The sequence below is a fragment of the Pseudomonas sp. EA_15y_Pfl1_P101 genome (genome assembly GCF_963970835.1).
Lineage (GTDB): Bacteria > Pseudomonadota > Gammaproteobacteria > Pseudomonadales > Pseudomonadaceae > Aquipseudomonas > Aquipseudomonas tritici.
The window spans coordinates 39,980-63,548 of record NZ_CAXAPA010000011.1 but is presented as its reverse complement, the minus strand read 5'-3'; the positions used below and the strand labels follow the sequence as shown (position 1 = coordinate 63,548).

The following is a 23,569-nucleotide window of genomic DNA, read 5'->3' as shown; positions in this document are numbered from 1 at the left end:
AAGTTCTTGCAAAAGATGGCGTATTGGCAACCCTGCGGCAGACCGCACGAGGCTGCGTAAAAAAACGATTCATGCCGGGTAAGCCAGAGCCTGTGGATGTTCAGCTATGCTTGCCGGGCGAAGGGAAACGTAAAGTGGTTCAACACTCGATGGATATCAAGTTCGCCCACCGCTTGTCTTATAAACAAGCCAGATTGACTGTGCTGGTCGGTTTCGTGTTGGGAACCTTACTGAGCCTGATCCAAATCGGCATTGATTATGCCAGCGAAGACGCATCCATCAACCGTGAAATTCGCTCGCTGATCGAAATCAGCCACAACCCCGCGTCACGCATCGCCTACAACATCGACGCCGAATTGGCCCAGGAACTGACCCTGGGCCTGCTGCACTCCCCCGCCATCATCCATGCCCAGTTGATCGACAATAATGGCGTGGTACTGGCCGATGTCGACCGGCCGCGTAAAGAAAGCACCTACCGCCCCCTCAGCGACTTTCTGTTTGGTGCCAACCGCCAGTTTGAAGATCAGCTGTTCCTGAACCCTATGCCCAACGAGTCCCTCGGCGTGCTACGTCTGGACGTGGACACTTATGTCTTTGGCAGCCGTTTCCTGCGCCGTGCCGAGATCACCCTGCTCAACGGGTTTGCCCGCAGCCTGCTGCTGACCGGCATCCTGCTGGGTCTGTTCTACGTCATGTTGACCCAGCCACTGGTGCGCATTATTCGCGAGCTGAGCAACCGCAGACAGGCACGCCTGGATTGCCCGCCGGGCCATGAACACGACGAAATCGGCGTACTGGTGAACGTTGCCAACCACCAGTTCGAAAGCATGGAGACGGAGATCCAGCAACGCCGCCAGGCGGAAGATCGACTGACCGAATACCTGGGGCAATTGGAGGACATCGTCTCCGCGCGCACCCTGGAGCTCAAGGCCAGCAACCAGCGGCTGAGCCAGTCCAACGACGAATTGGAAGCGGCGAAGATGCATGCATTGGGCATGGCGCAGGCCCGTGCGGCGTTCCTGGCTAACATGAGCCATGAAATTCGCACCCCGCTCAACGGCCTGCTGGGGATGATCGCACTGTCGCTGGACAGCCCGCTCAACGCCGAACAGCGTCAGCAACTGTCTATCGCCCATGACTCGGGCAAAGTGCTGGTGGAGTTGCTCAACGATATCCTTGACCTGTCCAAGTTCGATGCTGGCCAGTTGGAGCTGGAACGCATCCCCTTCGACCTCGGCTCGCTGGTGGAGGACACCGCTAACCTGCTGTCACAAAACGCGGCGCCGAGTGTGGAACTGACCTGCCTGATCGACCCGCAGTTTCCCGCCCAGGTGCTGGGCGACCCGACCCGTGTGCGGCAAATCGTCAGTAACCTGCTGTCCAACGCCTTGAAATTCACGCGCTTCGGCCGGGTCGATGTGCGCCTCAGCGCGCTGGATGGCCGAGTGCGTATCGAGGTCTGTGATACCGGCATCGGCATTGCGCAGGAAGCCCAGGTAAAGATTTTCCAACCGTTCACCCAGGCCGGAGCCGGTATCACCCGCCAGTTTGGCGGCACGGGTCTCGGCTTGGCGTTGACGCACAACCTGTGCGAAGCGATGAAAGGCCGACTGAGCATCAGTTCGGAGGTCGGCTTCGGCAGCCAGTTCTGCGCCGACCTGCCGTTGCCGATCCATTTGCCCGCGGTTCAACAGTTGCCGCTCAAGGGTGAGGTGATCGCCATTACCAGTGCCGGCAGCGGCCTGACGGAACTGCTGACCACCCTCCTGCCCCACTGGGGGCTGACACCCCACTGCTACCCGCGTGATGAGGATTTAAGCGGGCAAACGCCGGACTTGCTGATCACCGACTGCCCCGAATGCCTGTTCCGCCTGCGGCCTTCCATCACCGCGCCGATCCTGCTGGTGACCGCCTATGGCAATTTCATGCCCAGCGAAGAAGTTGCGGCACTGGCGCCGTTGCAGCAACAGGCGCGCCCGCTGAGCCGCAATGCGCTGTATCAGATACTGGAACGTAACTTGCGCAGCGATCACCCACTCATCCTTGATCCCATCCAGATGGAAGCCGTGCCCCTGGCACGCCGGGCGCGCATCCTGCTGGTGGAGGACAACGCGGTCAATCAACTGGTCGCCAAAGGCATGCTCAGCAAACTGGGGTGCGAGGTGATCGTGGCCGCCCACGGTGGAGAGGCGCTCAAGTTTCTTGAAGAACAACACTTCGACATGGTGTTGATGGACTGCAATATGCCGGTAATGGACGGTTACGAAGCCAGCCGGCAGATTCGTCGCAGCGGCCGCTGGCCGGACCTGCCGATCGTCGCGTTGACCGCCAACGCCCTGTCCGAAGAGCGCGAGCGTTGCCGGGCCGCGGGCATGAATGACTACCTGGCCAAGCCGTTTCGGCGCGAGGAACTCAGCGGTTTGCTGGACTTGTGGGTGCCGAAGACGACAAGTCTCTGACCTGCAGCAGCAACTGGTCCAAGCCGTCGCGCAAGGCATCGGCCTGGTTCAGGTCGATGCCGCTGTCGCACAGCAGCCGGGTCTTGAGCGCATGGGTCTGGACGCGCAACTGCACACCGCTTTCGCTGAGGCTCAGGTGCACTTCCCGCTCATCCTTGGCGCTGCGCTGGCGCTTGACCCACGTAAGGTGTTCAAGGCGCTTGAGCAACGGCGTCAGCGTGCCCGAATCCAGCATCAAGCGCTCGCCCAACGCCTTGACCGTGGGTTGCGCGGGGGCTGTGTCGTGCCACTCCCACAACACCAGCATCACCAGGTATTGCGGGTAGGTCAGGCCCAGTTGATCCAGCATCGGCTTGTAGGCGCGGATCACCGCCCTGGACGCGGCATAGAGCTTGAAACACAGCTGGTTATCGAGGGCCAGGGATACGCTCATTTGAGCAGGGCTTCGATCTCTTGAGTCAGGTCCTGAGGCTTGGTGGTCGGGGCAAACCGCTTGACTACCTGGCCTTCACGACCGATGAGGAACTTGGTGAAGTTCCACTTGATGCCTTTGGAGCCGAGCAGGCCCGGCGCCTGTTGTTTCAGTTGCACGAACAGCGGGTGGGCATCGCTGCCGTTCACGTCGATTTTCTTGAACAGCGGGAAGCTGACGCCGAAATTCAGCTCGCAGAATTCGGAGATCGCCCCTTCGTTACCCGGTTCCTGCTTGCCGAACTGGTTGCAAGGGAAACCCAATACCACCAGCCCCTGGTCCTTGTACTGCTGCCAGAGTTGCTCCAGGCCGTTGTACTGCGGGGTGAAGCCACACTTGCTGGCGGTGTTCACCACCAGGATGGCCTTGCCGGAAAAATCGGCCAAGGTCTTTTGCTCACCTTTGATGGTGGTGCAAGGGATGCTCAGCAGGTTGTCATTCATGGCAGTGCCTTGATAAGGGGGAGAGAAGATAAACATAGTCGGCAATTCAATTGTGTGCAATTTAATTGACCGCAATGATATCCCATTATCACCTCCCTCTGTAGGAGCCCGGCTTGCCGAACGCCTACAGAGGTTTTATCAACGCGGGACGAGGTCCAGGCACACCGAATTGATGCAATAACGCAGGCCAGTCGGCGGCGGACCGTCGGGGAATACATGGCCCAGGTGGGCATCGCATTTGGCGCAGGTGACTTCGGTGCGGGTCATGCCGTGGCTGACGTCACGGATTTCGATCATCGCGCTGTCGGCAATCGGCGCGTAGAAACTGGGCCAGCCGCAGCCGGAATCAAACTTGGTGGTCGAATCGAACAGCGGCTCGTTGCAGCAGATGCAGTGGTACACACCGTCCGTCTTGGTGCCGTTGTACTTGCCGCTGAAAGGTCGCTCGGTACCCTTGAGACGACATACGTTGTACTGCTCGGGGTCGAGCATGGCTTTCCATTCATCAATGGTCTTCTGCAGCTTTTCCATCGGTACACCTCGGCAACTGAAAAAGCCTGATCTGTGTCTTTTCCGTAGATCAGGCGGCACGTATGATTGCGCCTCTTCAAAACGCCAGTCTGGCACCCGCGCTACCGGCATTCAAACGTATTTATGGGGGCGGCCCCGCGGGATTCACAGTACGGTAGTGTCCACACCGTCTGGATCGTTCATTTTCAGGATCACATCGCCATGCAGGTCAGCAAATCGAACAAGCTCGCCAACGTCTGCTATGACATTCGCGGCCCAGTGCTCAAGCACGCCAAACGCCTGGAAGAGGAAGGCCATCGCATCCTCAAGCTGAACATTGGCAACCCGGCGCCCTTTGGTTTCGAAGCGCCGGACGAGATCCTCCAGGACGTGATCCGCAATCTGCCCACCGCCCAGGGCTACAGCGACTCCAAAGGCTTGTTCAGCGCGCGTAAAGCGGTGATGCAGTACTACCAGCAAAAGCAGGTCGAAGGTGTTGGCATCGAAGACATCTACCTGGGCAATGGCGTGTCCGAGCTGATCGTGATGTCCATGCAGGCCCTACTCAACAATGGCGACGAAGTGCTGGTGCCGGCGCCGGACTACCCGCTGTGGACCGCCGCCGTGACCCTGTCCGGTGGCCACCCGGTGCACTACCTGTGTGACGAAGGCGCCGACTGGTTCCCGGACCTGGCCGACATCAAGGCCAAGATCACCCCGAACACCAAGGCCCTGGTGATCATCAACCCGAACAACCCGACCGGCGCCGTGTATTCCAGGGAGGTGTTGCTGGGCATGCTCGAACTGGCGCGCCAGCACAACCTGGTGGTGTTCTCCGACGAGATCTACGACAAGATCCTCTACGACGACGCCGTGCACATCTGCACCGCGTCGCTGGCGCCGGACCTGCTGTGCCTGACCTTCAACGGCCTGTCCAAGTCCTACCGCGTGGCGGGGTTTCGCTCCGGCTGGATCGCCATCTCCGGCCCCAAGCACAACGCGCAAAGTTACATCGAAGGTATCGACATACTGGCCAACATGCGCCTGTGTGCCAACGTACCCAGCCAGCACGCGATCCAGACCGCGCTGGGCGGCTACCAGAGCATCAACGACCTGATCTTGCCCCAAGGTCGCCTTCTGGAACAGCGTAATCGCACCTGGGAACTGCTCAACGCAATCCCGGGCGTGAGCTGTGTGAAACCCATGGGCGCGCTGTACGCCTTCCCGCGGATCGACCCGAAGGTGTGCCCGATTCTCAACGACGAGAAGTTTGTGCTCGACCTGCTGCTCTCGGAAAAACTGCTGGTGGTGCAAGGCACGGCGTTCAACTGGCCGTGGCCGGATCACTTCCGCGTGGTGACATTGCCGCGCGTGGATGACCTGGAGATGGCCATTGGTCGCATCGGTAGCTTCCTCAAGTCCTATCGCCAGTAACGGAAACGGCGCTGTACGATCGACAATCGGTCGTACAGCGAGTATCTGGCAACACTTCTCTGCCCCTTCTCCGTTCCAGCCGTTTGCTGGCGCAGCAAAAGCTATCCCCCCCCTATATTTACTGGGCTGGAAGGTATAGGCGAACCGATCAAGGCGGCTTTTTCGCGTCGGAAAAGCCCTTCAAGGCTCTACATTCAGGCTGTAGGACACAGTTTGAAATAGTCGCTCGGTTGAATCACCCCATGCCGCACCTTATATACCCCGCAGTACGCGACATATTAAGCATGAGGAGAACTCTACAACCATGATGCGCATCCTGCTGTTCTTGGCCACTAACCTTGCGGTCGTGCTGATTGCCAGCATTACCTTGAGCCTTTTCGGCTTCAATGGGTTCATGGCGGCCAACGGGGTTGACCTGAACCTCAATCAGCTGCTGATTTTCTGTGCGGTCTTTGGTTTTGCCGGCTCGCTGTTCTCGCTGTTCATCTCCAAGTGGATGGCGAAAATGAGCACCAGCACCCAGGTGATCACCCAGCCACGTACCCGGCATGAGCAATGGTTGCTGCAGACCGTCGAGCAATTGTCCCGCGAAGCAGGCATCAAGATGCCCGAGGTCGGGATCTTCCCGGCCTATGAAGCCAACGCCTTTGCCACCGGCTGGAACAAGAACGACGCACTCGTTGCGGTCAGCCAGGGCATGCTGGAACGCTTCTCGTACGATGAAGTGAAGGCGGTGCTGGCCCACGAGATCGGCCACGTGGCCAACGGTGACATGGTCACCCTGGCGCTGGTCCAAGGCGTGGTGAACACCTTCGTGATGTTCTTCGCGCGGATCATCGGCAACTTTGTCGACAAGGTGATCTTCAAGAACGAAGAAGGCCGCGGTATTGCCTACTTCGTGGCAACCATCTTCGCCGAAATCGTGCTGGGCTTCCTGGCCAGCGCGATCACCATGTGGTTCTCGCGCAAACGGGAATTTCGCGCAGACGAAGCCGGTGCCCGCCTGGCCGGTACCGGGGCGATGATCGCAGCGCTGCAACACCTGCGCTCCGAACAGGGCCTGCCGGTGCATATGCCGGACAGCCTGACGGCCTTTGGTATCAACGGTGGCATCAAGCAGGGCATGGCTCGCCTGTTCATGAGCCACCCGCCACTGGAAGAGCGTATCGACGCACTGCGTCGTCGGGGCTGATAGCTCGGTAGTGACACCGAAAGGGGCGATCTGATCGCCCCTTTTTCGTGGGTACGTCTTTGAGCATTGCGGCATAGGTATCTACACCTCTAGAGCGAGCCTCTGCTACGTGATATCACATTTAGAATGTGTAGATACCGATGGCCATCGCTAGCAGGGTCAGCACCTGGTCAGTTGATACCCACGCTCTTCCAGCCGCGTAACGCCGTCCTGCACGAACTTCCAGCTCTCGCCCAGAATGTCTTGCTCTTCCACCACCTTCAGGGCCCAGTCCGCGCCAAACAGCACCTTCACCTCCTCATCCGTCACCGCAAACGGCGGGCCGGCTTTTTGCGTCTGGTCGTAATCGAGGGTGATCAGCAGCCCCTGGCAACCCGGCCGCAAAAGCGTATTCAGGTGCTCGGCATACTGCGCACGCATCAGCGGCGGCAAGGCGATCAGCGCGGCGCGATCATACAGCGCCGTGCAATCAGCCAGCGCCTCGGCGTCCAGGGCGAAGAAATCGCCGCACCACACTTCGATCAAATCAGCCTGATACACCTTGAACACGCCCCGCTGGGTGATGCGCGGCGCCAGGCTCTGTTCGCTGAAGAAAGCTTCCACCGCCTGCTCCGACAGCTCCAAGCCAAGTACACGATGCCCACGGCTGGCCAGCCACATCAGGTCCAGGCTTTTGCCACACAATGGCACCAGCACTTTGGCGCCCTTGGCGAGGGCCAACGTCGGCCAGTGCCGTTGCAGGCAAGAATTGACCTCGGGCAAATGAAAGCCGATCTGATTGCGCGCCCAGCGCTCCCGCCAAAACTCAAGCTCCATGGATACCCCCGAAAACTCGATCAAATGGTGCTAAAACTTATATTAGATTTAGATCAATGATCTGATTAAAGATGGGCCCATGTTAACGCTCAGGACCCCCCTTATGTTCCCCAGCCTGTTTATCTCCCACGGTTCGCCCATGCTCGCCCTGCAACCCGGCGCCAGCGGCCCGGCGCTCCAGCGACTCGCCGCTGAGATGCCACGGCCGAAGGCAATCGTGGTGGTGTCGGCGCACTGGGAAAGCCATGAGCTGCTGGTCAGCGGCAGCGCGGCGCCCGACACCTGGCACGACTTTGGTGGCTTCCCCCGCGAATTGTTTGCCGTGCAATACCCCGCGCCGGGCGATCCGCAGTTGGCCGGCGAGATAGTCAAGCGGCTGCACGCCGATGGTTTGAATGCACGCATAGACGACCAACGCCCGTTCGACCACGGCACTTGGGTACCGCTCTCGTTGATGTACCCGGCGGCAGACATTCCAGTGGTGCAGGTTTCCCTGCCCAGCCGCATGGGCCCTGCCCTGCAGACACGGGTCGGGCATGCGCTTGCCAGCCTGCGCGACAGAGGTGTGCTATTGATCGGCTCGGGCAGCATCACCCATAACCTGGGCGAACTTGACTGGCACGCAGGGCCTGAGAGCATAGAGCCCTGGGCGCGGGATTTCCGGGACTGGGTGGTGGACAAGCTGGCGGCTAACGATGAGAACGCGCTGCACGACTATCGCCGTCAGGCACCGCATGCGGTACGTAGCCATCCCAGCGATGAGCATTTGTTGCCGCTGTACTTTGCACGTGGCGCCGGTGGCGATTTCAGCGTGGCGCACCAGGGGTTCACTATGGGCGCCCTCGGCATGGACATCTACCGCTTCGGCTGACAGAAATCTAAATGTGGGGAGCGGGCTCGCTCCCACATTAACTTGGATACAGAGCCAAAACCTCAAATGCCAGACAAAAAAATCCCCGAACCAGTCGGGGATTTTTTATGTGCGATCAATCAGCCCAGAGGCGGATCAATCTTCGCGGTAGCGACGCAGCTTCAACTGCTTACCGGCAACGCGAGTGTCTTTCAGCTTGGCCAGCAGTTTTTCCAGACCATCTTCCGGCAGCTCCACCAGGGAGAAGCTGTCACGGACCTGGATGCGACCGATGGCTTCACGTGCCAGGCCACCCTCGTTGAGGATAGCGCCGAGCAGGTTCTTGGCAGCGATACCGTCACGCGCGCCCAGCGCGGTACGGCAACGAGCACGGCCTTCAGCCAATGGAACCGGAGCGCGACGCTCACGATCACCACGGTCTGGACGGTCGCCAGTACGCTCTGGACGATCACCGCGTGGCGCGTTGTTCGGCACCAGTGGGCGTTCTTTCTCGATGGCTGCCAGGGTCAATGCTTGACCGTTGGTCGCTTTACGCAGCAGGGCTGCAGCCAGGGCACGTGGGGTGCAACCGATATCGGCGGTCAGGCGGTCAAGCAATTCGCCGTGGGTCGATTCAGCGTCAGCCACCAGCGGCGACAGGCTGTTGGTCAGTTTCTTGATGCGAGCATCCAGAACGGCCTGGGCATCCGGCAGGCGGACTTCAGCGACTTTCTGACCGGTAACACGCTCGATCACTTGCAGCATGCGGCGCTCACGTGGAGTCACCAGCAGCAGTGCACGACCTTCGCGACCGGCACGGCCAGTACGGCCGATACGGTGAACGTAGGACTCTGGGTCGTACGGCATGTCAACGTTGAACACGTGGGTGATACGTGGAACGTCGAGACCACGCGCAGCAACGTCGGTCGCCACAACGATGTCCAGACGGCCATCCTTGAGGGAGTCGATCACGCGCTCACGTTGGTTCTGGGCGATGTCACCGTTCAGCGCAGCGGCTTTGTAGCCTTTGGCTTCCAGGGCACTGGCCAGGTCAAGGGTCGCTTGCTTGGTGCGCACGAACATGATCAGGGCGTCGAAGTCTTCGACTTCCAGCAGGCTCAATACAGCCGAGGTCTTCTGGTCAGCGTGAACCAACAGGTGAGCCTGTTCGATCGCAGTAACGGTCTGAGTCTTGGTCTGGATCTTCACGTGTTGCGGATCGCGCAGGTGGCGTTCGGCAATGGCACGGATCGACTGTGGCAGGGTGGCCGAGAACAGGACGGTCTGACGGGTCGGTGGCAGCGCCTTGAAGATGACTTCCAGGTCATCCATGAAGCCCAGCTTCAACATTTCGTCAGCTTCGTCGAGAACCAGATGGTTCACGGTCGACAGGACTTTCTCGTCGCGACGCAGGTGGTCGCACAGACGGCCCGGGGTGGCGACAACGATCTGTGCGCCGTTACGGATTGCTTTCAGTTGCGGGCCCATCGGCGCGCCGCCGTAAACAGCCACAACGGTAACGCCTGGCATTTGCTTGGCGTAGGTTTCAAAAGCGGTTGCTACTTGCAGCGCCAACTCACGAGTTGGCGCCAGGATCAGGGCTTGCGGTTCGCGCTTGGCAGGATCGATGCAGTGCAGGATAGGCAGGGCGAACGCGGCGGTTTTACCAGTACCGGTTTGCGCCTGGCCAATCATGTCCTGGCCGGCCATGATGATCGGGATCGATTGCTGCTGAATCGCCGAAGGTTCTTCGTAGCCGGTCGCGATGACGGCAGCGAGAATATTCGGGTTAAGATTAAAAGCGGCGAAGCCGCCGGTTTCCTGGGTCATGGGTCTGCCTCTAAGTGCATCCGCAAAGACCCATGCTCCAAAGCTGCGCATGCCGTGTTGAGACTCAAGAGTCGCCCTGGCTGCTTTGTCGGCGGGGATTTGCGAAAACGAATGAATGAAAAAGATTCGTCAAGGAAGAGTCCGCTGTGCGGACGTGCAGCCGAAGCTGACTTCGGGGAATTGCGCTACCTAAACGCGGCCCGGTTAAAGGCCGGCGCGCACTATACCGGAAATAGCTGAAAAAGGGAGCTTTTTTTATCGTAAAGCACTGATAAACCGCGCTGCGTCACAGTCTTTGCAGATAACACGCGTTAGGTCTATTTTTCAAAGGCCCGGCCCTGTTGGTCACAACGCTTAAACGGTTCACCCAACCCTTCCGACCCTTTGGTCTGAAACCCTTCCCCGCGCCCGAGGGCACACCCGATGAATCAAGCCAGCAGCCGCCGCGTCAGCCGAAAACTGCAGGGCCATGTCCTGCTGTTGGGCCTGGACCGGGTAGCCAAACGCAACGCTTTCGACCTGGACCTTCTCAACGAGCTGAGCCTGACATATGGTGAATTTGATCGAAATGCCGATGCGCGGGTGGCGGTGGTATTTGCCCATGGTGATCACTTCACTGCCGGGCTGGACCTGGCCAATGTCAGCGCGGTGATGGCCGTCGGCTGGCAACCACCGCTGGGTGTGCAGGCCACATTGATGTCGGCACGGCTGGCGCATATGGAAGGCGAAGCCGTCGCGGCGGCGGCTTTGCCGCCTGTGGTGGATAAATTGCTTAACAGCGAGGATGCCGAGGAAGGTGTACGGGCGATGATTGAGAAGCGGCCGGGGGTGTTCAAGGGTATATGAATAACCTGAATTAGCCGTCGACAGTGATGGCCTCTTCGACTTGCTTGCGAAAGCGTCAGAACAGGCGACTAGGTTGCCGGCCGAATCGCCTTAATCAGCGACTGCAGCGAATAGCCCAAACGCGGCGCCAAGGCTTCGGCGCGAGCGGACAGGCCCTCCCTATCCAACGCCTGATCCAGCTCCGAAGGCACCAACAGAATCACATTCCCCTCCTTCACCGGCAGTTCCCAGTAATGCCGGTGATACAACCCGCGCAACAACGCCGCACCCAACGGTTTGCCATCGTCGGTGGCCCATTGGTTGATCACCAGCCAGCCGCCGGGGTTGAGTTTTTTCTGGCAGCTTTCCAGGAAGGTCCAGGCCAGGTGCCCGACGCCGGGGCCGACGTCGGTGTAGAGGTCGACGAAAATCAGGTCGGCCGACTCAGCCGTGTCGAGCAATTGCAGCGCGTCGCCGACGCGGATATACAGCCGTGGGTCATCGTCCAGCCCCAGGTATTCGATGGCCAGGCGCGGCACGTCGGGACGCAACTCGATGGCCTCCACGTCTTCCAGCGGCAGGAACTTAAGGCACGCCTGGGTCAGCGTACCGGCGCCCAGGCCGAGGAACAGTGCGCTTTCCGGCTGTTCATGGCACAACGCGCCGATCAGCATCGCGCGGGTGTAGTCGTACTCCAGCCAGCTCGGGTCAGCCGTGAACACGCAGCTTTGCTCGATGGCATCGCCGAACTCGAGAAAACGGTAATCGGCCACTTCGAGCACACGGATCATGCCGAAATCATCATGGACTTCGGCGAGCAGGCGCTCGACACGCTCCTCGGTCATCATTACTCCTAAAGGGTTTGCTGCACGGCAAAGGCGTGATTGTCGGCCAACCGGCGGCAACAGGTCACGCACTAATTGCTGATAACATTGGCGCCCGACCGTCAATCAACAATCGAGTGCATGATGAGCCAACCCTGGAGCCCCGACAGCTGGCGCGCCCTGCCGATCCAGCAACAACCCCAGTACCCGGACGCTGCGCACCTGCTGCACGTGGAGCAGAGCCTGGCCAGCTACCCGCCGCTGGTGTTTGCCGGGGAAGCCCGCGAGTTGCGTCGCCAGTTTGCCGAAGTGACCCAGGGACGCGCGTTCCTGCTGCAAGGTGGCGACTGCGCCGAGAGCTTTGCCGAATTCTCCGCCGCGAAAATCCGCGACACCTTCAAGGTGTTGCTGCAGATGGCCATTGTGATGACCTTCGCCGCCGGCTGCCCGGTGGTCAAAGTCGGGCGCATGGCCGGCCAGTTCGCCAAGCCGCGTTCGGCCAACGACGAGACCATCGACGGCATCACCCTGCCCGCCTATCGCGGCGACATCGTCAACGGCATCGGTTTCGATGAAAAAAGCCGCGTGCCGGACCCGGACCGCTTGTTGCAGTCCTATCACCAGTCCACCGCCACCCTCAACCTGTTGCGCGCGTTTGCCCAAGGCGGGTTTGCCGACCTGCACCAGGTGCACAAGTGGAACCTGGACTTCATCGCCAACTCCGCTCTGGCCGAGAAGTACAGCCAACTGGCCGACCGCATCGATGAAACCCTGGCCTTCATGCGCGCCTGCGGCATGGACAGCTCGCCGCAACTGCGCGAAACCAGCTTCTTCACCGCCCACGAAGCACTGCTGCTCAACTACGAACAAGCCTTCGTGCGCCGTGACAGCCTGACCAACGACTACTACGACTGCTCGGCGCACATGCTGTGGATCGGCGACCGTACGCGCCAGTTGGACGGTGCCCACGTCGAATTCCTGCGCGGGGTGAACAACCCGATCGGCGTCAAGGTCGGGCCGAGCATGAACCCGTATGACTTGATCCGCTTGATCGACATCCTCAACCCGGACAACGACCCCGGCCGCCTCAACCTGATCGCGCGCATGGGCGCCGGCAAGGTCGGCGACCACCTGCCAGGCCTGATTCGTGCGGTGCAGCGCGAGGGCAAGCAGGTGCTATGGAGCTCCGATCCGATGCATGGCAACACCATCAAGGCCAGCAGCGGCTACAAGACCCGCGACTTTGCGCAGATCCTGGGCGAGGTGAAGGAATTCTTCCAGGTGCACCAGGCCGAGGGGACGTATGCCGGCGGGATTCATATCGAAATGACCGGGCAGAACGTCACCGAATGCATCGGCGGCGCGCGGCCGATTACTGAAGATGGTTTGTCGGACCGCTATCACACCCATTGCGACCCGCGGATGAATGCCGATCAGTCGCTGGAGTTGGCGTTTTTGATTGCCGAGACCTTGAAGCAGGTCAAGCGCTGAGATTTAAGTTGCCTTTAGGGCGCCATCGGGGACAAGCCCCGATAGCGCCCTAAAGCACAACATCCAAGCTGATCATTGCAACGCTTAACCGGTCGGCACTCGGCCTTTGGCAATTGAGCAGCACCTGCTCCAACCCCAGCCAATCAGCCATCTGCCGCAGATTCAGCGCCAGCGCCAACATCCCCTCCTCATCAAGCCCCGGCTCTTCCTCATACACCGCATGCACCGCCAAACGCCCATTGGCGCGCTCGGCGCGCAAGTCGATGCGCGCGGCGATCCGCTCGTTGTGCAAAAACGGCAGCACGTAATAGCCGTAGACGCGTTTGTCCTGTGGCGTGTAGATCTCCAAGCGGTAACGGAAATCAAACAAGCGCTCGGTGCGGCTGCGTTCCCAGATCAACGAATCGAATGGCGACAGCAATGCGCTGGCCGGGGCTTTGCGCGGCACTTTGGGTTCGGGCAGGCAGTACGCCGGCTGTTTCCAGCCTTGCACCTGGCAGGTCAGCAATTGGCCGTCCTCAACCAATTCGGCAAGGCGATTGCGGCTGTCGGCAGGGTCCAGGCGAAAATAATCGCGCAGGTCTTTTTCCGTACCCACACCTAACGCTGTCACACTGTGCAACAACAAGCCGCGCTGGGCTTCAGTTTCAGTCACAGAGGCTTGAAGCATCTCGCGGGGGATCACCCGTTCCGGCAAATCATAGAGCCGCTCAAACCCACGCCGCCCTGCGACAGTGACGAGGCCAGCAGCAAACAGCCATTCCAGCGCGTGTTTTTCATCACTCCAATCCCACCACGGGCCCGCGCGCTCTTCGCGGGTCGACAGGCTGCCGGCACCCAGTGCCCCCTGTTGTTCAACGGTCTGCAAAACACGCTGGATGGTGGCCTGCTGCTCCCGACCAAAACGCGCCATCTGTGAATAGATACCCTGCCCCTGCTGCGCCCGCACCATGCGCCAACGCATCAACGGGTAAAGCGCCAGCGGCAATAGTGACGCCTCATGCCCCCAGTATTCGAACAACGAACGCCGCCGGCCCTGGCTCCAGGCCGCCTGTTCAAGGAGCAAAGGGGAGTAATTGCCCAGTCGGGAAAACAGCGGCAGGTAATGCGAGCGCACCACGGCGTTCACCGAGTCGATCTGCAACACGCCGAGGCGTTCAATCATCCGGTTGAGCTGCGCAGCCTTAATCAGCGCAGGCGCCTGGCGCCCGGAAAAACCCTGGGCCGCCAGCGCCATGCGTCGAGCTTGCTTGAGTGAAAAAGACAGGTCGGCGGGCATGGAGGTCTCCGTGTGGGCGCGCCACCTACCCTACTGCATCCGCGATCATTTTCGCAGCGGGTCTTGCCAGAAATTCAGGTGTCGCTCCTGCTCTACGTCGCGGCGATTGAGCCCGATATCCTTGAGCGCCTCATCGCTCAAGGTTGCCAGCATCTGCCGCTCCGCGTGCACCACCTGCCAACGGGCGATCTTGTGAAACAGCCCGAAAAATGGACGTTTCACTAGCAATACAAAACCTCTTTGACCTTTCATCTTCTCGCCCTCCCGTGGGGATGGCGCAAGTGTGTGCCCGGGCTTATGATCAATCCAACGAATGTTTCTTATGCAATACATCTCAGAGATTGATCATTTGTCCAGCTTCCCAAGCATCGACACAGAAGTGCTGCGCACCTTCGTCGCCATCGCCGACCAGGGCGGTTTTACCCGCGCCGGGGAATTGGTCAACCGCACTCAATCGGCGGTGAGCATGCAGATGAAGCGCCTGGAAGAAGACGTGTTGCAGCGCAAGCTGTTCGAACGTGATGGTCGCCAGGTACGGCTCACACCCGAAGGCCAGGTGTTGCTGGGGTATGCGCGGCGCATCCTGAAACTGCACAGCGAAGTGTTCAACACCCTGCGTGAGCCGCACATGGTGGGGTTGGTGCGCATCGGCACGCCAGATGACTACGTGATGCGTTTCCTGCCTGGGATTCTGAAGCAGTTTTCCAAGGCCTATCCGCTGATCCAGATCGAGATGCACTGCGAATCCTCACCGGTGCTAATGCAGCGGCGGGATTTGGCGTTGACCGTTGTCAGCCGCGAGCCAGGCAATGAAATCGGTGAGCTGTTGCGCACAGAACGCATGGTGTGGGCGGCAGCGCCATGCTTTTGCACGGACGAGCATGAAGCCCTGCCACTGGCGATGTCCGGTGCCGATTGTCTCTACACCCAGTGGGCGCGGTCGGCATTGGAGGCGGCCGGGCGCGATTATCGCCTAGCCTATCACAGCTCCAACGTGGCGGCGATCCAGGCGGTGGTCAACGCCGGCCTGGCGGTGATGGTCAGCATGGAAAGCCTGGTGACTGACGACCTGCGCGTGCTTGGCAAGGACGAGGGCCTGCCACCACTGCCCTCGATGAACCTGCACTTGTTGCGCAACCCACAGATGAATTCGCCCATCACCGAATGCCTGGCGGACTACATCCTCGAAGGTTTCAGACTTTAAAGGTCAGCATCACCGCGCACACCACCAGGAAGCCACAGAACAAGCCGCGCAACACACGCTCCGGCAGCGCATGCGCCACCTTCACACCCCAACTGATACTGAGCAAACCGCCGACGGCCAACGGCACGCCGATCATCCAGTCCACTTCCTGGTGCCAGGCGTAGGTCACCAGCGTTACGCCGGTGCTGGGCAGCGCCAAGGCCAGCGACAATCCTTGCGCGATCACTTGGCTGGTGCCAAACACGCTGGTGAGTACCGGCGTGGCGACCACCGCGCCCCCCACGCCAAACAAACCGCCCATAGAGCCGGACGCCGCACCCAATACGCCCAGCCAGGGCCAGGAGTAACGCATCTGCGCGCTCGGGGGTGCGTTGCGGGTGAACATGCGCAGCAGGTTATAGGCCGCCAGCACCCCCAGAAAGACGATAAAGCCGATGCGCATCGCCCCCGCATCCAGGCCCACCGCCCAGATCGAACCGAGCCAGGCAAAACTGAACCCCATGATCGCCAACGGCAGCGCATGCCGCAGTTCGATGCGGTTACGTTGGTGATAGCGCCACAGCGCAAGCATCACGTTGGGCACCACCATCACCAGCGCCGTACCCTGGGCCAGTTGTTGATCCAGGCCGAACAATACGCCCAGCACCGGGATCGCAATCAGCCCGCCACCAATGCCAAACAGGCCACCCACCGTGCCGAGGGCTGCGCCCAAGATCAAATACATCACTACATCCAACACTGCGCGCTACTCCTCAATCCCATGCCTTGCATGCTACGCAGTCGGCTATGGCGTGGAAACGCACAGCAACGCACAATGGCTGTGCCAATCTCGCATAAGCGTTTGTGTAATGAACCCGAATACCTTGACCGATCAGCTTGGCCTGTTTCTCGATGTACTGGAGACCGGCAGCTTTTCCGCCGCCGCACGTCGCCACCCGCTGACGCCCTCAGCGGTGGCACGGCGCATCGACAGCCTGGAAAGCTCAGTGGGCAGCCGCCTGTTCCAGCGCAGCACCCACGCGGTGGTGCCGACCCCGGCAGGCCTGGCATTTGCCGAGCGGGCGCGACGGATTGTCAACGAGTTGCAATTGGCGCGCGCCGAAGCGGTGTCCCTCAGCCATGCGCCGGAAGGCTTGATTCGCGTGGACGCGCCGGCAGCGTTTGGGCGACGGCATCTGGCACCGGTGATTGCAGATTTTCTCAATGTGTATCCGGGGCTGGACGTGCACCTGCATTTGATCGACAGCTTTGTGGATATGCAGGGCGCGCACCTGGGCAAGGTCGATCTGGTGCTGCGCGCCGGGCATATCGTCGACACCCGGCTGATTGCCACGCCCCTGGCAAGCATCGTACGCATCGCCTGCGCCAGCCCGGCCTATCTGAAAAGCCGTGGCACGCCGCTGCATCCTCGCGAGTTAAGCGAACACGACGGGCTGGACTGGGATGGCTTGGCGCCGATGTTCGCCTGGCGCTTTGAGCTGGATGGGCGCCGCGCGACCTATCGCCCGCAGCGCATCCGCATGAGCGCCAACAACGCTGAAGCCTTGCTGTCCGGCGCGTTGGCGGGGCTGGGGATTGCCCATCTGCCCACATGGCTCGCCAGTGAGTACCTGGTGCGCGGCGAGCTGTTACCGTTGTTTTGCGAAAACGGCCTGCCCAGCCCCGAGACCACCGGGATCTATGCGCTGCGCCTGGAGCAGCAACCCAATGCACGTAGCCGCTTGTTGCTGGAATACCTCAAAACCCGTTTCAGCCCAGTGCCGCCCTGGGATCTGGCATTGCAAAGTGGCTTGGTCTGACCGCCCGCACGGAATTATCTGGCGCATTAAAGAATTGCCCGCTAGATTCCAGCCCAGACACGCTTTTTCGAGGCCCCGCCATGAGTAAAAACCCTGATCCGTGCGAATCGCTGATGCTGGACAACCAGTTGTGCTTCGCCCTGCACTCCACCTCGCTGCTGATGACCAAGGTCTACAAGCCTTTGTTGCAGGCCCTGGGCCTGACCTACCCGCAATACCTGGCGATGATGGTGCTATGGGAACAGGATGGTTTGACCGTCGGCGAAATCAGCAGCCGCTTGCTGACTGATCCGGGCTCCCTCACCCCGCTGCTCAAGCGCCTGGAGGTCGAAGGCCTGCTCAGCCGAACACGCAGTCGTGAAGATGAGCGCGTGGTGGTGGTGGAATTGACCGACGCCGGCCGGGCGTTACAGGACAAGGCCATGGGGATTCCTCAGTGCATTCTGGGCGCCAGCGGCTTGGAATTGGACCAGTTGCGCAAGCTGCAAGGCGACTTGATTGCGTTGCGTGCCAACCTGCAAGCCAGCCTCTAACGCGGTAGACCCGCCATCAAAAATCTAAAATGTGGGAGCGGGCCTGCTCGCGAAAGCGGTATGTCAGTCGATTGATTCAGTGACTGATCCACCGCTATCGCAGGCAAGCCAGCTCCCACATTTGGTTTGTGGCGCCAGAAAACGTCGCATTGCGAACTTTTTTAAAAATTTATCTTGCGCGCTAAACATTAGCGCTATACATTCACCTCACCAACTACTTAGCGCGCAAACATTTAGCGCTGAAAGCCAAGAGGAAAACACCATGCAAACGCTCTATACCGCAGTAGCCACCGCCACCGGCGGTCGTGATGGTCGTGCTGTTTCCAACGACAACATCCTCGACGTCAAACTCTCCACGCCCAAAGAACTCGGCGGTGCCGGTGGCCAAGCCACTAACCCTGAACAACTGTTCGCTGCCGGCTACTCGGCCTGCTTTATCGGCGCGCTGAAATTCGTCGCCAGCCAGACCAAACGCAAGATCCCGGATGATGCCTCGATCACTGCCCACGTCGGCATTGGCCAGATCCCCGGTGGTTTCGGCCTGGATATCGACCTGCACATCAGCCTGCCGGGCCTGGCCCAGGACGACGCGCAAAGCCTGGTCGACGCGGCTCACGACGTCTGCCCGTACTCCAACGCCACCCGTGGCAACGTCGATGTGCGCCTGCACGTGACCGTCTAATGACCTTGGCCGCCCCTGGAGAAAGACATGAACACAATGGGTAAAGCGCTCACCGGAACCCTGCTCGCCCTGTCCATCACCCACGCCTTTGCTGCGACGGGTGATGTGGAACACAACACCCAGGCCTTCCTGGATGCGTTGAACGCCGGCACCGGTAAACCGATAGAGCAACTGACGCCAAAGGACGCCCGTGCCGTACTCACTGGCGCCCAGGCCGGTGTCAAGCTGACCTTGCCCACTGCGGATGTGAGCCAGAAGACCATTCAGGTCGATGGAAAGCCGCTGGACCTGACCATCGTGCGTCCGGCCGGGGTCAAGGGCACATTGCCGGTATTCATGTTCTTCCACGGTGGCGGCTGGGTGCTGGGGGATTACCCGACCCACGAACGCCTGGTGAGGGATTTGGTGGCGGGCTCGGGTGCGGTGGCGGTGTTCGTCAACTACACGCCTTCGCCGGAAGCGCATTATCCGGTGGCGATCAACCAGGCCTACGGCGCTACTAAATGGGTGGCCGAGCACGGCAAAGAGATCAATGTCGATGGCAAGCGCCTGGCGGTAGCCGGCAACAGTGTCGGCGGCAATATGGCGGCCGTGGTCAGCCTGATGGCCAAGGACAAGGGCACGCCGGCGATCAGATTCCAGCTGCTGCTGTGGCCGGTGACCGACGCCAGCTTCGACACGGGGTCCTACAACGAGTACGCCGAAGGGCACTTCCTCACCCGCAACATGATGAAGTGGTTCTGGGACAACTACACCACCGACGCCAACCAACGCGCCGAGATCTATGCCTCGCCGCTGCGGGCCACCACTGCTCAGCTCGAAGGCTTGCCGCCCGCGCTGATCCAGACGGCCGGCGCCGATGTGCTGCGTGATGAAGGCGAGGCCTATGCCCGCAAGTTGGACCAGGCAGGTGTGCCGGTAACCGCCGTGCGCTACAACGGCATGATCCACGACTACGGTTTGCTCAATGTGGTCAGCCAGGTGCCAGCGGTGCGTTCAGCCCTGCTGCAAGCGTCGGACGAACTGAAGCAACACCTGAAGTAATCAATACGACGCGCACGAAAAAGCCCGACACAAGGTCGGGCTTTTTTTCGTATCGGCTGGGCCAGAATTACTTCTTGGCGCGACCTTTGTACGAACCGCCTTCGCGGGTATCGATCTCGATCAGGTCGTCGATTTCGATGAAATCGGCCACTTGCAGTTCGGTACCGTTGCTCAGCTTGGCAGGCTTCATCACCTTGCCGGAAGTGTCGCCGCGAGCGGAACCTTCGGTGTAGGCCACTTTACGCACGATGGTGGTCGGCAGCTCTACGGAAACCAGGCGCTCTTCGAAGAAAATAGCTTCGCAGACGTCTTCCATGCCTTCTTCGATGAACGGCAGAACGGCTTCGATATCTTCAGCGTTCAGCTCGTACATGGTGTAGTCGGTGGTGTCCATGAACGTGTAGGTGTCGCCGCTGATGAAGGACAGGGTCGCTTCTTTGCGGTCGAGGATCACGTCGTCCAGTTTGTCATCGGCGCTGTAGACGATCTCGGTCTTGTAACCGGTCAGCAGGTTCTTCAGCTTGGTCTTCATGATTGCGCTGTTACGACCAGACTTGGTGAACTCAGCTTTCTGAACCAGCCAAGGGTCGTTTTCGAGACGGATCACTGTACCGGGTTTCAGTTCTTTACCAGTTTTCATTGCATATATCCGAAATTTGGATGGGATTTACAAAATTCAAGGTGGCGTATCATATCCAACTTTCATAAAACTTCACCAGCGCCGTCGCAAGATCGGCCTGCAAGCCTTGTTCCAGACACCATGTTTCGGCGTGCCGGCTCACCTCCGGCCCGTGTTCCAGCAACATTTTCCACGGTTGTGCCATATCGCCCTCCGTGTTCCAGGCTTGCCAGAGTCCGATCAAGGCAGCCTTTGCCGCCGCTGATAAGCCGGCCGTGTACAGCGCCAGGAAGGCATCGAGCTTGTCGAGATGGATGTCTTCGTCCTGGCGATAGATGTGCCACAGCAACGGCCTGCCGGCCCATTGGGCGCGTACGAACGAGTCTTCGCCGCGTACGGCATTGAAGTCGCAGCACCACAGCAGGCGGTCATATTGCTCTTGGCGTACGAACGCGATGACCTGCACCGTCAGCGCTCCGCGTTGCTGGATGTCCCCCGCTGCCAGCCGGTCCAGGCCCAGCCAGCGCTGCACATCACCCAGAATCCGGCCCTCCGGAACCAACAGATGAGTGGCACGCCCATCCGTCGATAACACGTCCAGCCAACTGGCCAGCCCGGGATTTTCGTAGGCAAACAGTGAGATCAACCGCGCATCGGCTGCGGGAAATATGCCCAAGGCTTGCAGGAAGTCTCGCTGCGCACTGGCATCCTGCTGAAAGGCCCGACGCTGCTCCAGCAGCCCCGCCTCGCGCAACAAGCCGCCGGTGCCGGGACGAAACCCGGGAAAGAAAAAGTACTTCTGCACGCCTTTGAATTTCACCGACGGTAGCCCGTGACACCCCACCACCCAGTCTTCCGCGCTGAGGTAATCCAGGTTCATCCATAACGGCGTACGCTCGCATTCGGCCATGGCCTCCATATAGCCGGGCGGCAACTGGCAGGCGAAGGCGGCGATCACTACATCTGCCGCTGGCGCACCCACCCACTCGACCGGCCAATGACACACTTCGACGCCTTCCTGCCATTGCAGGTCTTGCTGCACATCAATTTCCGGGCACATGCGCTCGAAGGCGCGCAGGTCATCGACCCACAAACGCACAGCGCAAGCATGCTCCGCCACCAATTGCCGGGCCAGGCGCCAGGTCACGCCGATGTCGCCGTAGTTGTCGACGACGCTGCAAAAAATATCCCAGCGGGCTTTCATTCCGGGCTCCAACGATCAAAGGCTCGATTGTCCGCATAAATGCACCGATGCAGAAGGCTTGATCGCGATTATTCTGCACAGTGGCTGTGCGACAATCGCCACCACGCCGCAAATGCCTGCCAGGAGGCCGCCATGTCTGATCGTTCGTTATCGCTGCTCAAGCTCAGTGTTTCTATCGCGTTTGGCGTGTGGCTGGGGTTTATCGCCATCGTGCTGACCACTTGGCTGGCTTCGCGCTATCTGTTCCCGCAGAGCCTGGCGCCGGTGGCCCAGGCGGTCCAGCAATTGGGCAAGCCTGCGGTTGTGGAACCTGAGCCGCCGAACCGCCTGTTCGAGCAATATCAGCAGAACCTGCAGAAGCAGGAACAGGAGCAAACCCTGGATCAGGCCCGCAGCAATGCACGCAACCTGTCCAACCCCAAATGCCAGTTCTGGCTGCAACAGGACCAGAACGCTCCCAACGAAAAGACTCGGGCCAATGTCCTGCAATTCTGCGATTGATCACTATGAATAAACACGCTGTCCACCCGTTGGTCCTGGAAAAGCTCAGCGTCGACCTCGACATTGCCCAACGTGCCGCGCAGACCGCCTACGAAACGGCGACCCACGAAGAAAACATCGCCGAAAACAAATACGACACTCTGGGGCTGGAGGCGTCCTACCTGGCAGCCGGGCAAGCCAAGCGTGTAGAGGAAATCAAGCAGTCACTGGCGCGGTGCCAGAACATGGCACTGCGTGCCTACGATGATCAGCGGGGCATAGAAATCGGCGCGCTACTGGGCCTGACTGATGAGAGCGGTCGCCAGCAGTGGCTGTTTTTGGCGCCGGACGCGGCGGGTTTGAAAGTGGACGTGGTGGGGCAACCGGTGACCGTCATCACCCCGCGCTCGCCGCTGGGCAAAAGCCTGCTGGGCAAGTTTGAAGGTGATGAGGTGGAGATTCTGGTGGCAGGCGCTCGGCAACTGTTTACGGTTACCGAGGCCAAATAAACCACTCAGTGAACGGGCAGTTCAACGCCGTCGAACAGCTCTTCCAGTTCCTGCTTGTTGTGGCACTGGATCGCCTTGGCCATGACGTCACGGGTCAGGTGCGGCGCAAACTTCTCGATGAAATCGCACATGAACCCACGCAGGAAAGTGCCGCGACGGAAACCTATCTTGGTCACACTCGACTCGAACAGCTCGCTCGCATCAAGCACCACCAGGTCTTTGTCGAGGGCAGTGTCGACCGCCATCTTGGCGACGATACCGACGCCCAGGCCCAGGCGCACGTAAGTCTTGATCACGTCGGCGTCGGCCGCAGTGAACACCACTTTCGGCGTAAGGCCACGATGGCTGAAGGCTTCGTCGAGTTTGGAACGGCCGGTAAAACCGAATACGTAGGTCACGATCGGGTATTCAGCCAGGGCTTCCAGGGTCAGTTTCGGCAGCTTGGCCAACGGGTGACCTTGCGGCACGACCACGCAGCGGTTCCAGCGGTAGCACGGCATCATCACCAGGTCACCGAACAACTCAAGGGCTTCGGTGGCGATAGCGAAATCGACGGTGCCGTCAGCGGCCATCTCGGCGATCTGCATCGGCGACCCCTGGTGCATGTGCAGGGCCACGTCGGGGTACTGCTTGATGAAATCACGGATCACCGGCGGCAACGCATAACGTGCCTGGGTGTGGGTGGTTGCGATGGACAGGGTACCCTTCTTCTCGTTGGAGAATTCCTGGGCAATCTGCTTGATGCTCTCGACTTTGCGCAGGATCTCGCCAGCGGTGGTGATGATGCGTTCACCGGCCGGGGTGACACGGGTGAGGTGCTTGCCGCTGCGGGCGAACACTTCGACGCCCAACTCATCTTCGAGCAGGCGGATCTGCTTGCTGATACCAGGTTGCGAGGTGTACAGGCTTTGAGCGGTAGCGGAAACGTTGAGGTCGTGGTGCGCCACTTCCCAGATGTACCGCAGTTGTTGAAGCTTCATATGTGTCCCTCAAAGCAGATAGACGCCACGGGTATCAGCGACGTTATATAACTATATTAAAGGTTCGATGGATAAATCTAGAACTTTTTA

Annotated in this window: 25 protein-coding genes; 13 read left to right on the top strand and 12 right to left on the bottom strand. The window is 60.0% G+C overall.

The window, feature by feature from the left end; translation table 11 throughout:
* Positions 1-149 precede the first annotated feature (149 nt).
* A complete protein-coding gene (locus AACY36_RS18235; RefSeq protein ID WP_339415039.1) occupies positions 150-2,459 on the top strand; it encodes a hybrid sensor histidine kinase/response regulator in 2,310 nt (769 codons plus the stop codon).
* Here the strand turns inward: AACY36_RS18235 and AACY36_RS18230 are convergent.
* From AACY36_RS18230 to msrB, 3 genes are all read right to left on the bottom strand, one after another.
* Positions 2,413-2,892: a MarR family winged helix-turn-helix transcriptional regulator gene (locus AACY36_RS18230; protein ID WP_339414753.1), complete on the bottom strand. Its 480-nt coding sequence runs from the start codon at positions 2,890-2,892 to the stop codon at positions 2,413-2,415. The genes AACY36_RS18235 and AACY36_RS18230 overlap by 47 nt on opposite strands.
* Entirely contained in the window at positions 2,889-3,374 is a 486-nt protein-coding gene (locus tag AACY36_RS18225) for a glutathione peroxidase (RefSeq protein ID WP_339414754.1), read from the bottom strand. The genes AACY36_RS18230 and AACY36_RS18225 overlap by 4 nt, the downstream gene beginning before the upstream one ends.
* Before the next feature lie 138 nt (positions 3,375-3,512).
* Entirely contained in the window at positions 3,513-3,905 is a 393-nt protein-coding gene (gene msrB, locus AACY36_RS18220; RefSeq protein ID WP_339414755.1) for a peptide-methionine (R)-S-oxide reductase MsrB, read from the bottom strand.
* Positions 3,906-4,106: 201 nt separating this feature from the next.
* Between msrB and AACY36_RS18215 the strand changes: the two genes are divergently transcribed.
* Positions 4,107-5,318, top strand: coding sequence for a pyridoxal phosphate-dependent aminotransferase (locus AACY36_RS18215; RefSeq protein WP_339414756.1), 1,212 nt, complete (start codon positions 4,107-4,109; stop codon positions 5,316-5,318).
* Between the two features lie 304 nt (positions 5,319-5,622).
* Positions 5,623-6,510 carry a protease HtpX gene (gene htpX / locus AACY36_RS18210; RefSeq protein WP_339414757.1) on the top strand — a complete coding sequence of 296 codons (888 nt, stop codon included), beginning with the start codon at positions 5,623-5,625 and terminating at the stop codon, positions 6,508-6,510.
* 159 nt (positions 6,511-6,669) lie between these two features.
* On the opposite strand, the gene AACY36_RS18205 is transcribed toward htpX, so the two are convergent.
* Positions 6,670-7,326: a thiopurine S-methyltransferase gene (locus AACY36_RS18205; protein ID WP_339497401.1), complete on the bottom strand. Its 657-nt coding sequence runs from the start codon at positions 7,324-7,326 to the stop codon at positions 6,670-6,672.
* A gap of 103 nt (positions 7,327-7,429) precedes the next feature.
* Here AACY36_RS18205 and AACY36_RS18200 point away from each other — a divergent pair, with 103 nt between their 5' ends.
* Positions 7,430-8,197, top strand: coding sequence for a DODA-type extradiol aromatic ring-opening family dioxygenase (locus AACY36_RS18200; protein ID WP_339414759.1), 768 nt, complete (start codon positions 7,430-7,432; stop codon positions 8,195-8,197).
* Between the two features lie 135 nt (positions 8,198-8,332).
* Here the strand turns inward: AACY36_RS18200 and AACY36_RS18195 are convergent, their stop codons facing one another.
* Positions 8,333-10,006, bottom strand: coding sequence for a DEAD/DEAH box helicase (locus AACY36_RS18195; RefSeq protein ID WP_053255160.1), 1,674 nt, complete (start codon positions 10,004-10,006; stop codon positions 8,333-8,335).
* Between the two features lie 423 nt (positions 10,007-10,429).
* Here AACY36_RS18195 and AACY36_RS18190 point away from each other — a divergent pair, with 423 nt between their 5' ends.
* Positions 10,430-10,852, top strand: coding sequence for a hypothetical protein (locus AACY36_RS18190; protein WP_339414760.1), 423 nt, complete (start codon positions 10,430-10,432; stop codon positions 10,850-10,852).
* Positions 10,853-10,920: 68 nt separating this feature from the next.
* On the opposite strand, the gene AACY36_RS18185 is transcribed toward AACY36_RS18190, so the two are convergent.
* On the bottom strand, positions 10,921-11,676 hold the full coding sequence (locus AACY36_RS18185) for a spermidine synthase (RefSeq protein ID WP_339414761.1): 756 nt from the start codon (positions 11,674-11,676) through the stop codon (positions 10,921-10,923).
* 123 nt (positions 11,677-11,799) lie between these two features.
* On the opposite strand from AACY36_RS18185, the gene AACY36_RS18180 reads away from it, so the two are divergent.
* Entirely contained in the window at positions 11,800-13,146 is a 1,347-nt protein-coding gene (locus AACY36_RS18180; RefSeq protein ID WP_339497400.1) for a class II 3-deoxy-7-phosphoheptulonate synthase, read from the top strand.
* A gap of 49 nt (positions 13,147-13,195) precedes the next feature.
* On the opposite strand, the gene AACY36_RS18175 is transcribed toward AACY36_RS18180, so the two are convergent.
* Both AACY36_RS18175 and AACY36_RS18170 read right to left on the bottom strand, forming a co-directional pair.
* On the bottom strand, positions 13,196-14,425 hold the full coding sequence (locus AACY36_RS18175) for a winged helix-turn-helix domain-containing protein (RefSeq protein ID WP_339456901.1): 1,230 nt from the start codon (positions 14,423-14,425) through the stop codon (positions 13,196-13,198).
* Positions 14,426-14,470: 45 nt separating this feature from the next.
* Positions 14,471-14,677, bottom strand: coding sequence for a DUF1127 domain-containing protein (locus AACY36_RS18170; protein WP_339427785.1), 207 nt, complete (start codon positions 14,675-14,677; stop codon positions 14,471-14,473).
* A 70-nt stretch (positions 14,678-14,747) separates the two neighbouring features.
* Between AACY36_RS18170 and AACY36_RS18165 the strand changes: the two genes are divergently transcribed.
* Complete coding sequence (locus AACY36_RS18165; RefSeq protein WP_339414767.1) at positions 14,748-15,629, top strand: LysR substrate-binding domain-containing protein; 882 nt, start codon at positions 14,748-14,750, stop codon at positions 15,627-15,629.
* On the opposite strand, the gene AACY36_RS18160 is transcribed toward AACY36_RS18165, so the two are convergent.
* A complete protein-coding gene (locus AACY36_RS18160; RefSeq protein WP_339414768.1) occupies positions 15,619-16,368 on the bottom strand; it encodes a sulfite exporter TauE/SafE family protein in 750 nt (249 codons plus the stop codon). The genes AACY36_RS18165 and AACY36_RS18160 overlap by 11 nt on opposite strands.
* 109 nt (positions 16,369-16,477) lie before the next feature.
* On the opposite strand from AACY36_RS18160, the gene AACY36_RS18155 reads away from it, so the two are divergent.
* The 4 genes from AACY36_RS18155 to AACY36_RS18140 all read left to right on the top strand — a co-directional run bounded on the left by AACY36_RS18155 (position 16,478) and on the right by AACY36_RS18140 (position 19,687).
* Entirely contained in the window at positions 16,478-17,428 is a 951-nt protein-coding gene (locus AACY36_RS18155; RefSeq protein WP_339414769.1) for a LysR family transcriptional regulator, read from the top strand.
* 80 nt (positions 17,429-17,508) lie between these two features.
* Entirely contained in the window at positions 17,509-17,961 is a 453-nt protein-coding gene (locus AACY36_RS18150; RefSeq protein ID WP_339456899.1) for a MarR family winged helix-turn-helix transcriptional regulator, read from the top strand.
* 262 nt (positions 17,962-18,223) lie between these two features.
* Entirely contained in the window at positions 18,224-18,643 is a 420-nt protein-coding gene (locus tag AACY36_RS18145; RefSeq protein WP_339456897.1) for an organic hydroperoxide resistance protein, read from the top strand.
* 27 nt (positions 18,644-18,670) lie between these two features.
* Positions 18,671-19,687 carry an alpha/beta hydrolase gene (locus tag AACY36_RS18140; protein WP_339414772.1) on the top strand — a complete coding sequence of 339 codons (1,017 nt, stop codon included), beginning with the start codon at positions 18,671-18,673 and terminating at the stop codon, positions 19,685-19,687.
* A gap of 67 nt (positions 19,688-19,754) precedes the next feature.
* Here the strand turns inward: AACY36_RS18140 and AACY36_RS18135 are convergent, their stop codons facing one another.
* On the bottom strand, positions 19,755-20,327 hold the full coding sequence (locus tag AACY36_RS18135) for an elongation factor P (protein WP_003172723.1): 573 nt from the start codon (positions 20,325-20,327) through the stop codon (positions 19,755-19,757).
* A gap of 49 nt (positions 20,328-20,376) precedes the next feature.
* Positions 20,377-21,510 (bottom strand): elongation factor P maturation arginine rhamnosyltransferase EarP, encoded by a 1,134-nt coding sequence (gene earP / locus AACY36_RS18130; protein WP_339414773.1) that lies wholly within the window; start codon positions 21,508-21,510, stop codon positions 20,377-20,379.
* A 132-nt stretch (positions 21,511-21,642) separates the two neighbouring features.
* On the opposite strand from earP, the gene AACY36_RS18125 reads away from it, so the two are divergent.
* Both AACY36_RS18125 and AACY36_RS18120 read left to right on the top strand, forming a co-directional pair.
* Positions 21,643-22,011 carry a hypothetical protein gene (locus tag AACY36_RS18125; RefSeq protein WP_339414774.1) on the top strand — a complete coding sequence of 123 codons (369 nt, stop codon included), beginning with the start codon at positions 21,643-21,645 and terminating at the stop codon, positions 22,009-22,011.
* Positions 22,012-22,016: 5 nt separating this feature from the next.
* On the top strand, positions 22,017-22,499 hold the full coding sequence (locus tag AACY36_RS18120; RefSeq protein WP_339414775.1) for a GreA/GreB family elongation factor: 483 nt from the start codon (positions 22,017-22,019) through the stop codon (positions 22,497-22,499).
* A gap of 5 nt (positions 22,500-22,504) precedes the next feature.
* On the opposite strand, the gene cysB is transcribed toward AACY36_RS18120, so the two are convergent.
* A complete protein-coding gene (cysB, locus tag AACY36_RS18115) occupies positions 22,505-23,479 on the bottom strand; it encodes an HTH-type transcriptional regulator CysB (protein ID WP_339414776.1) in 975 nt (324 codons plus the stop codon).
* Positions 23,480-23,569 lie beyond the last annotated feature (90 nt).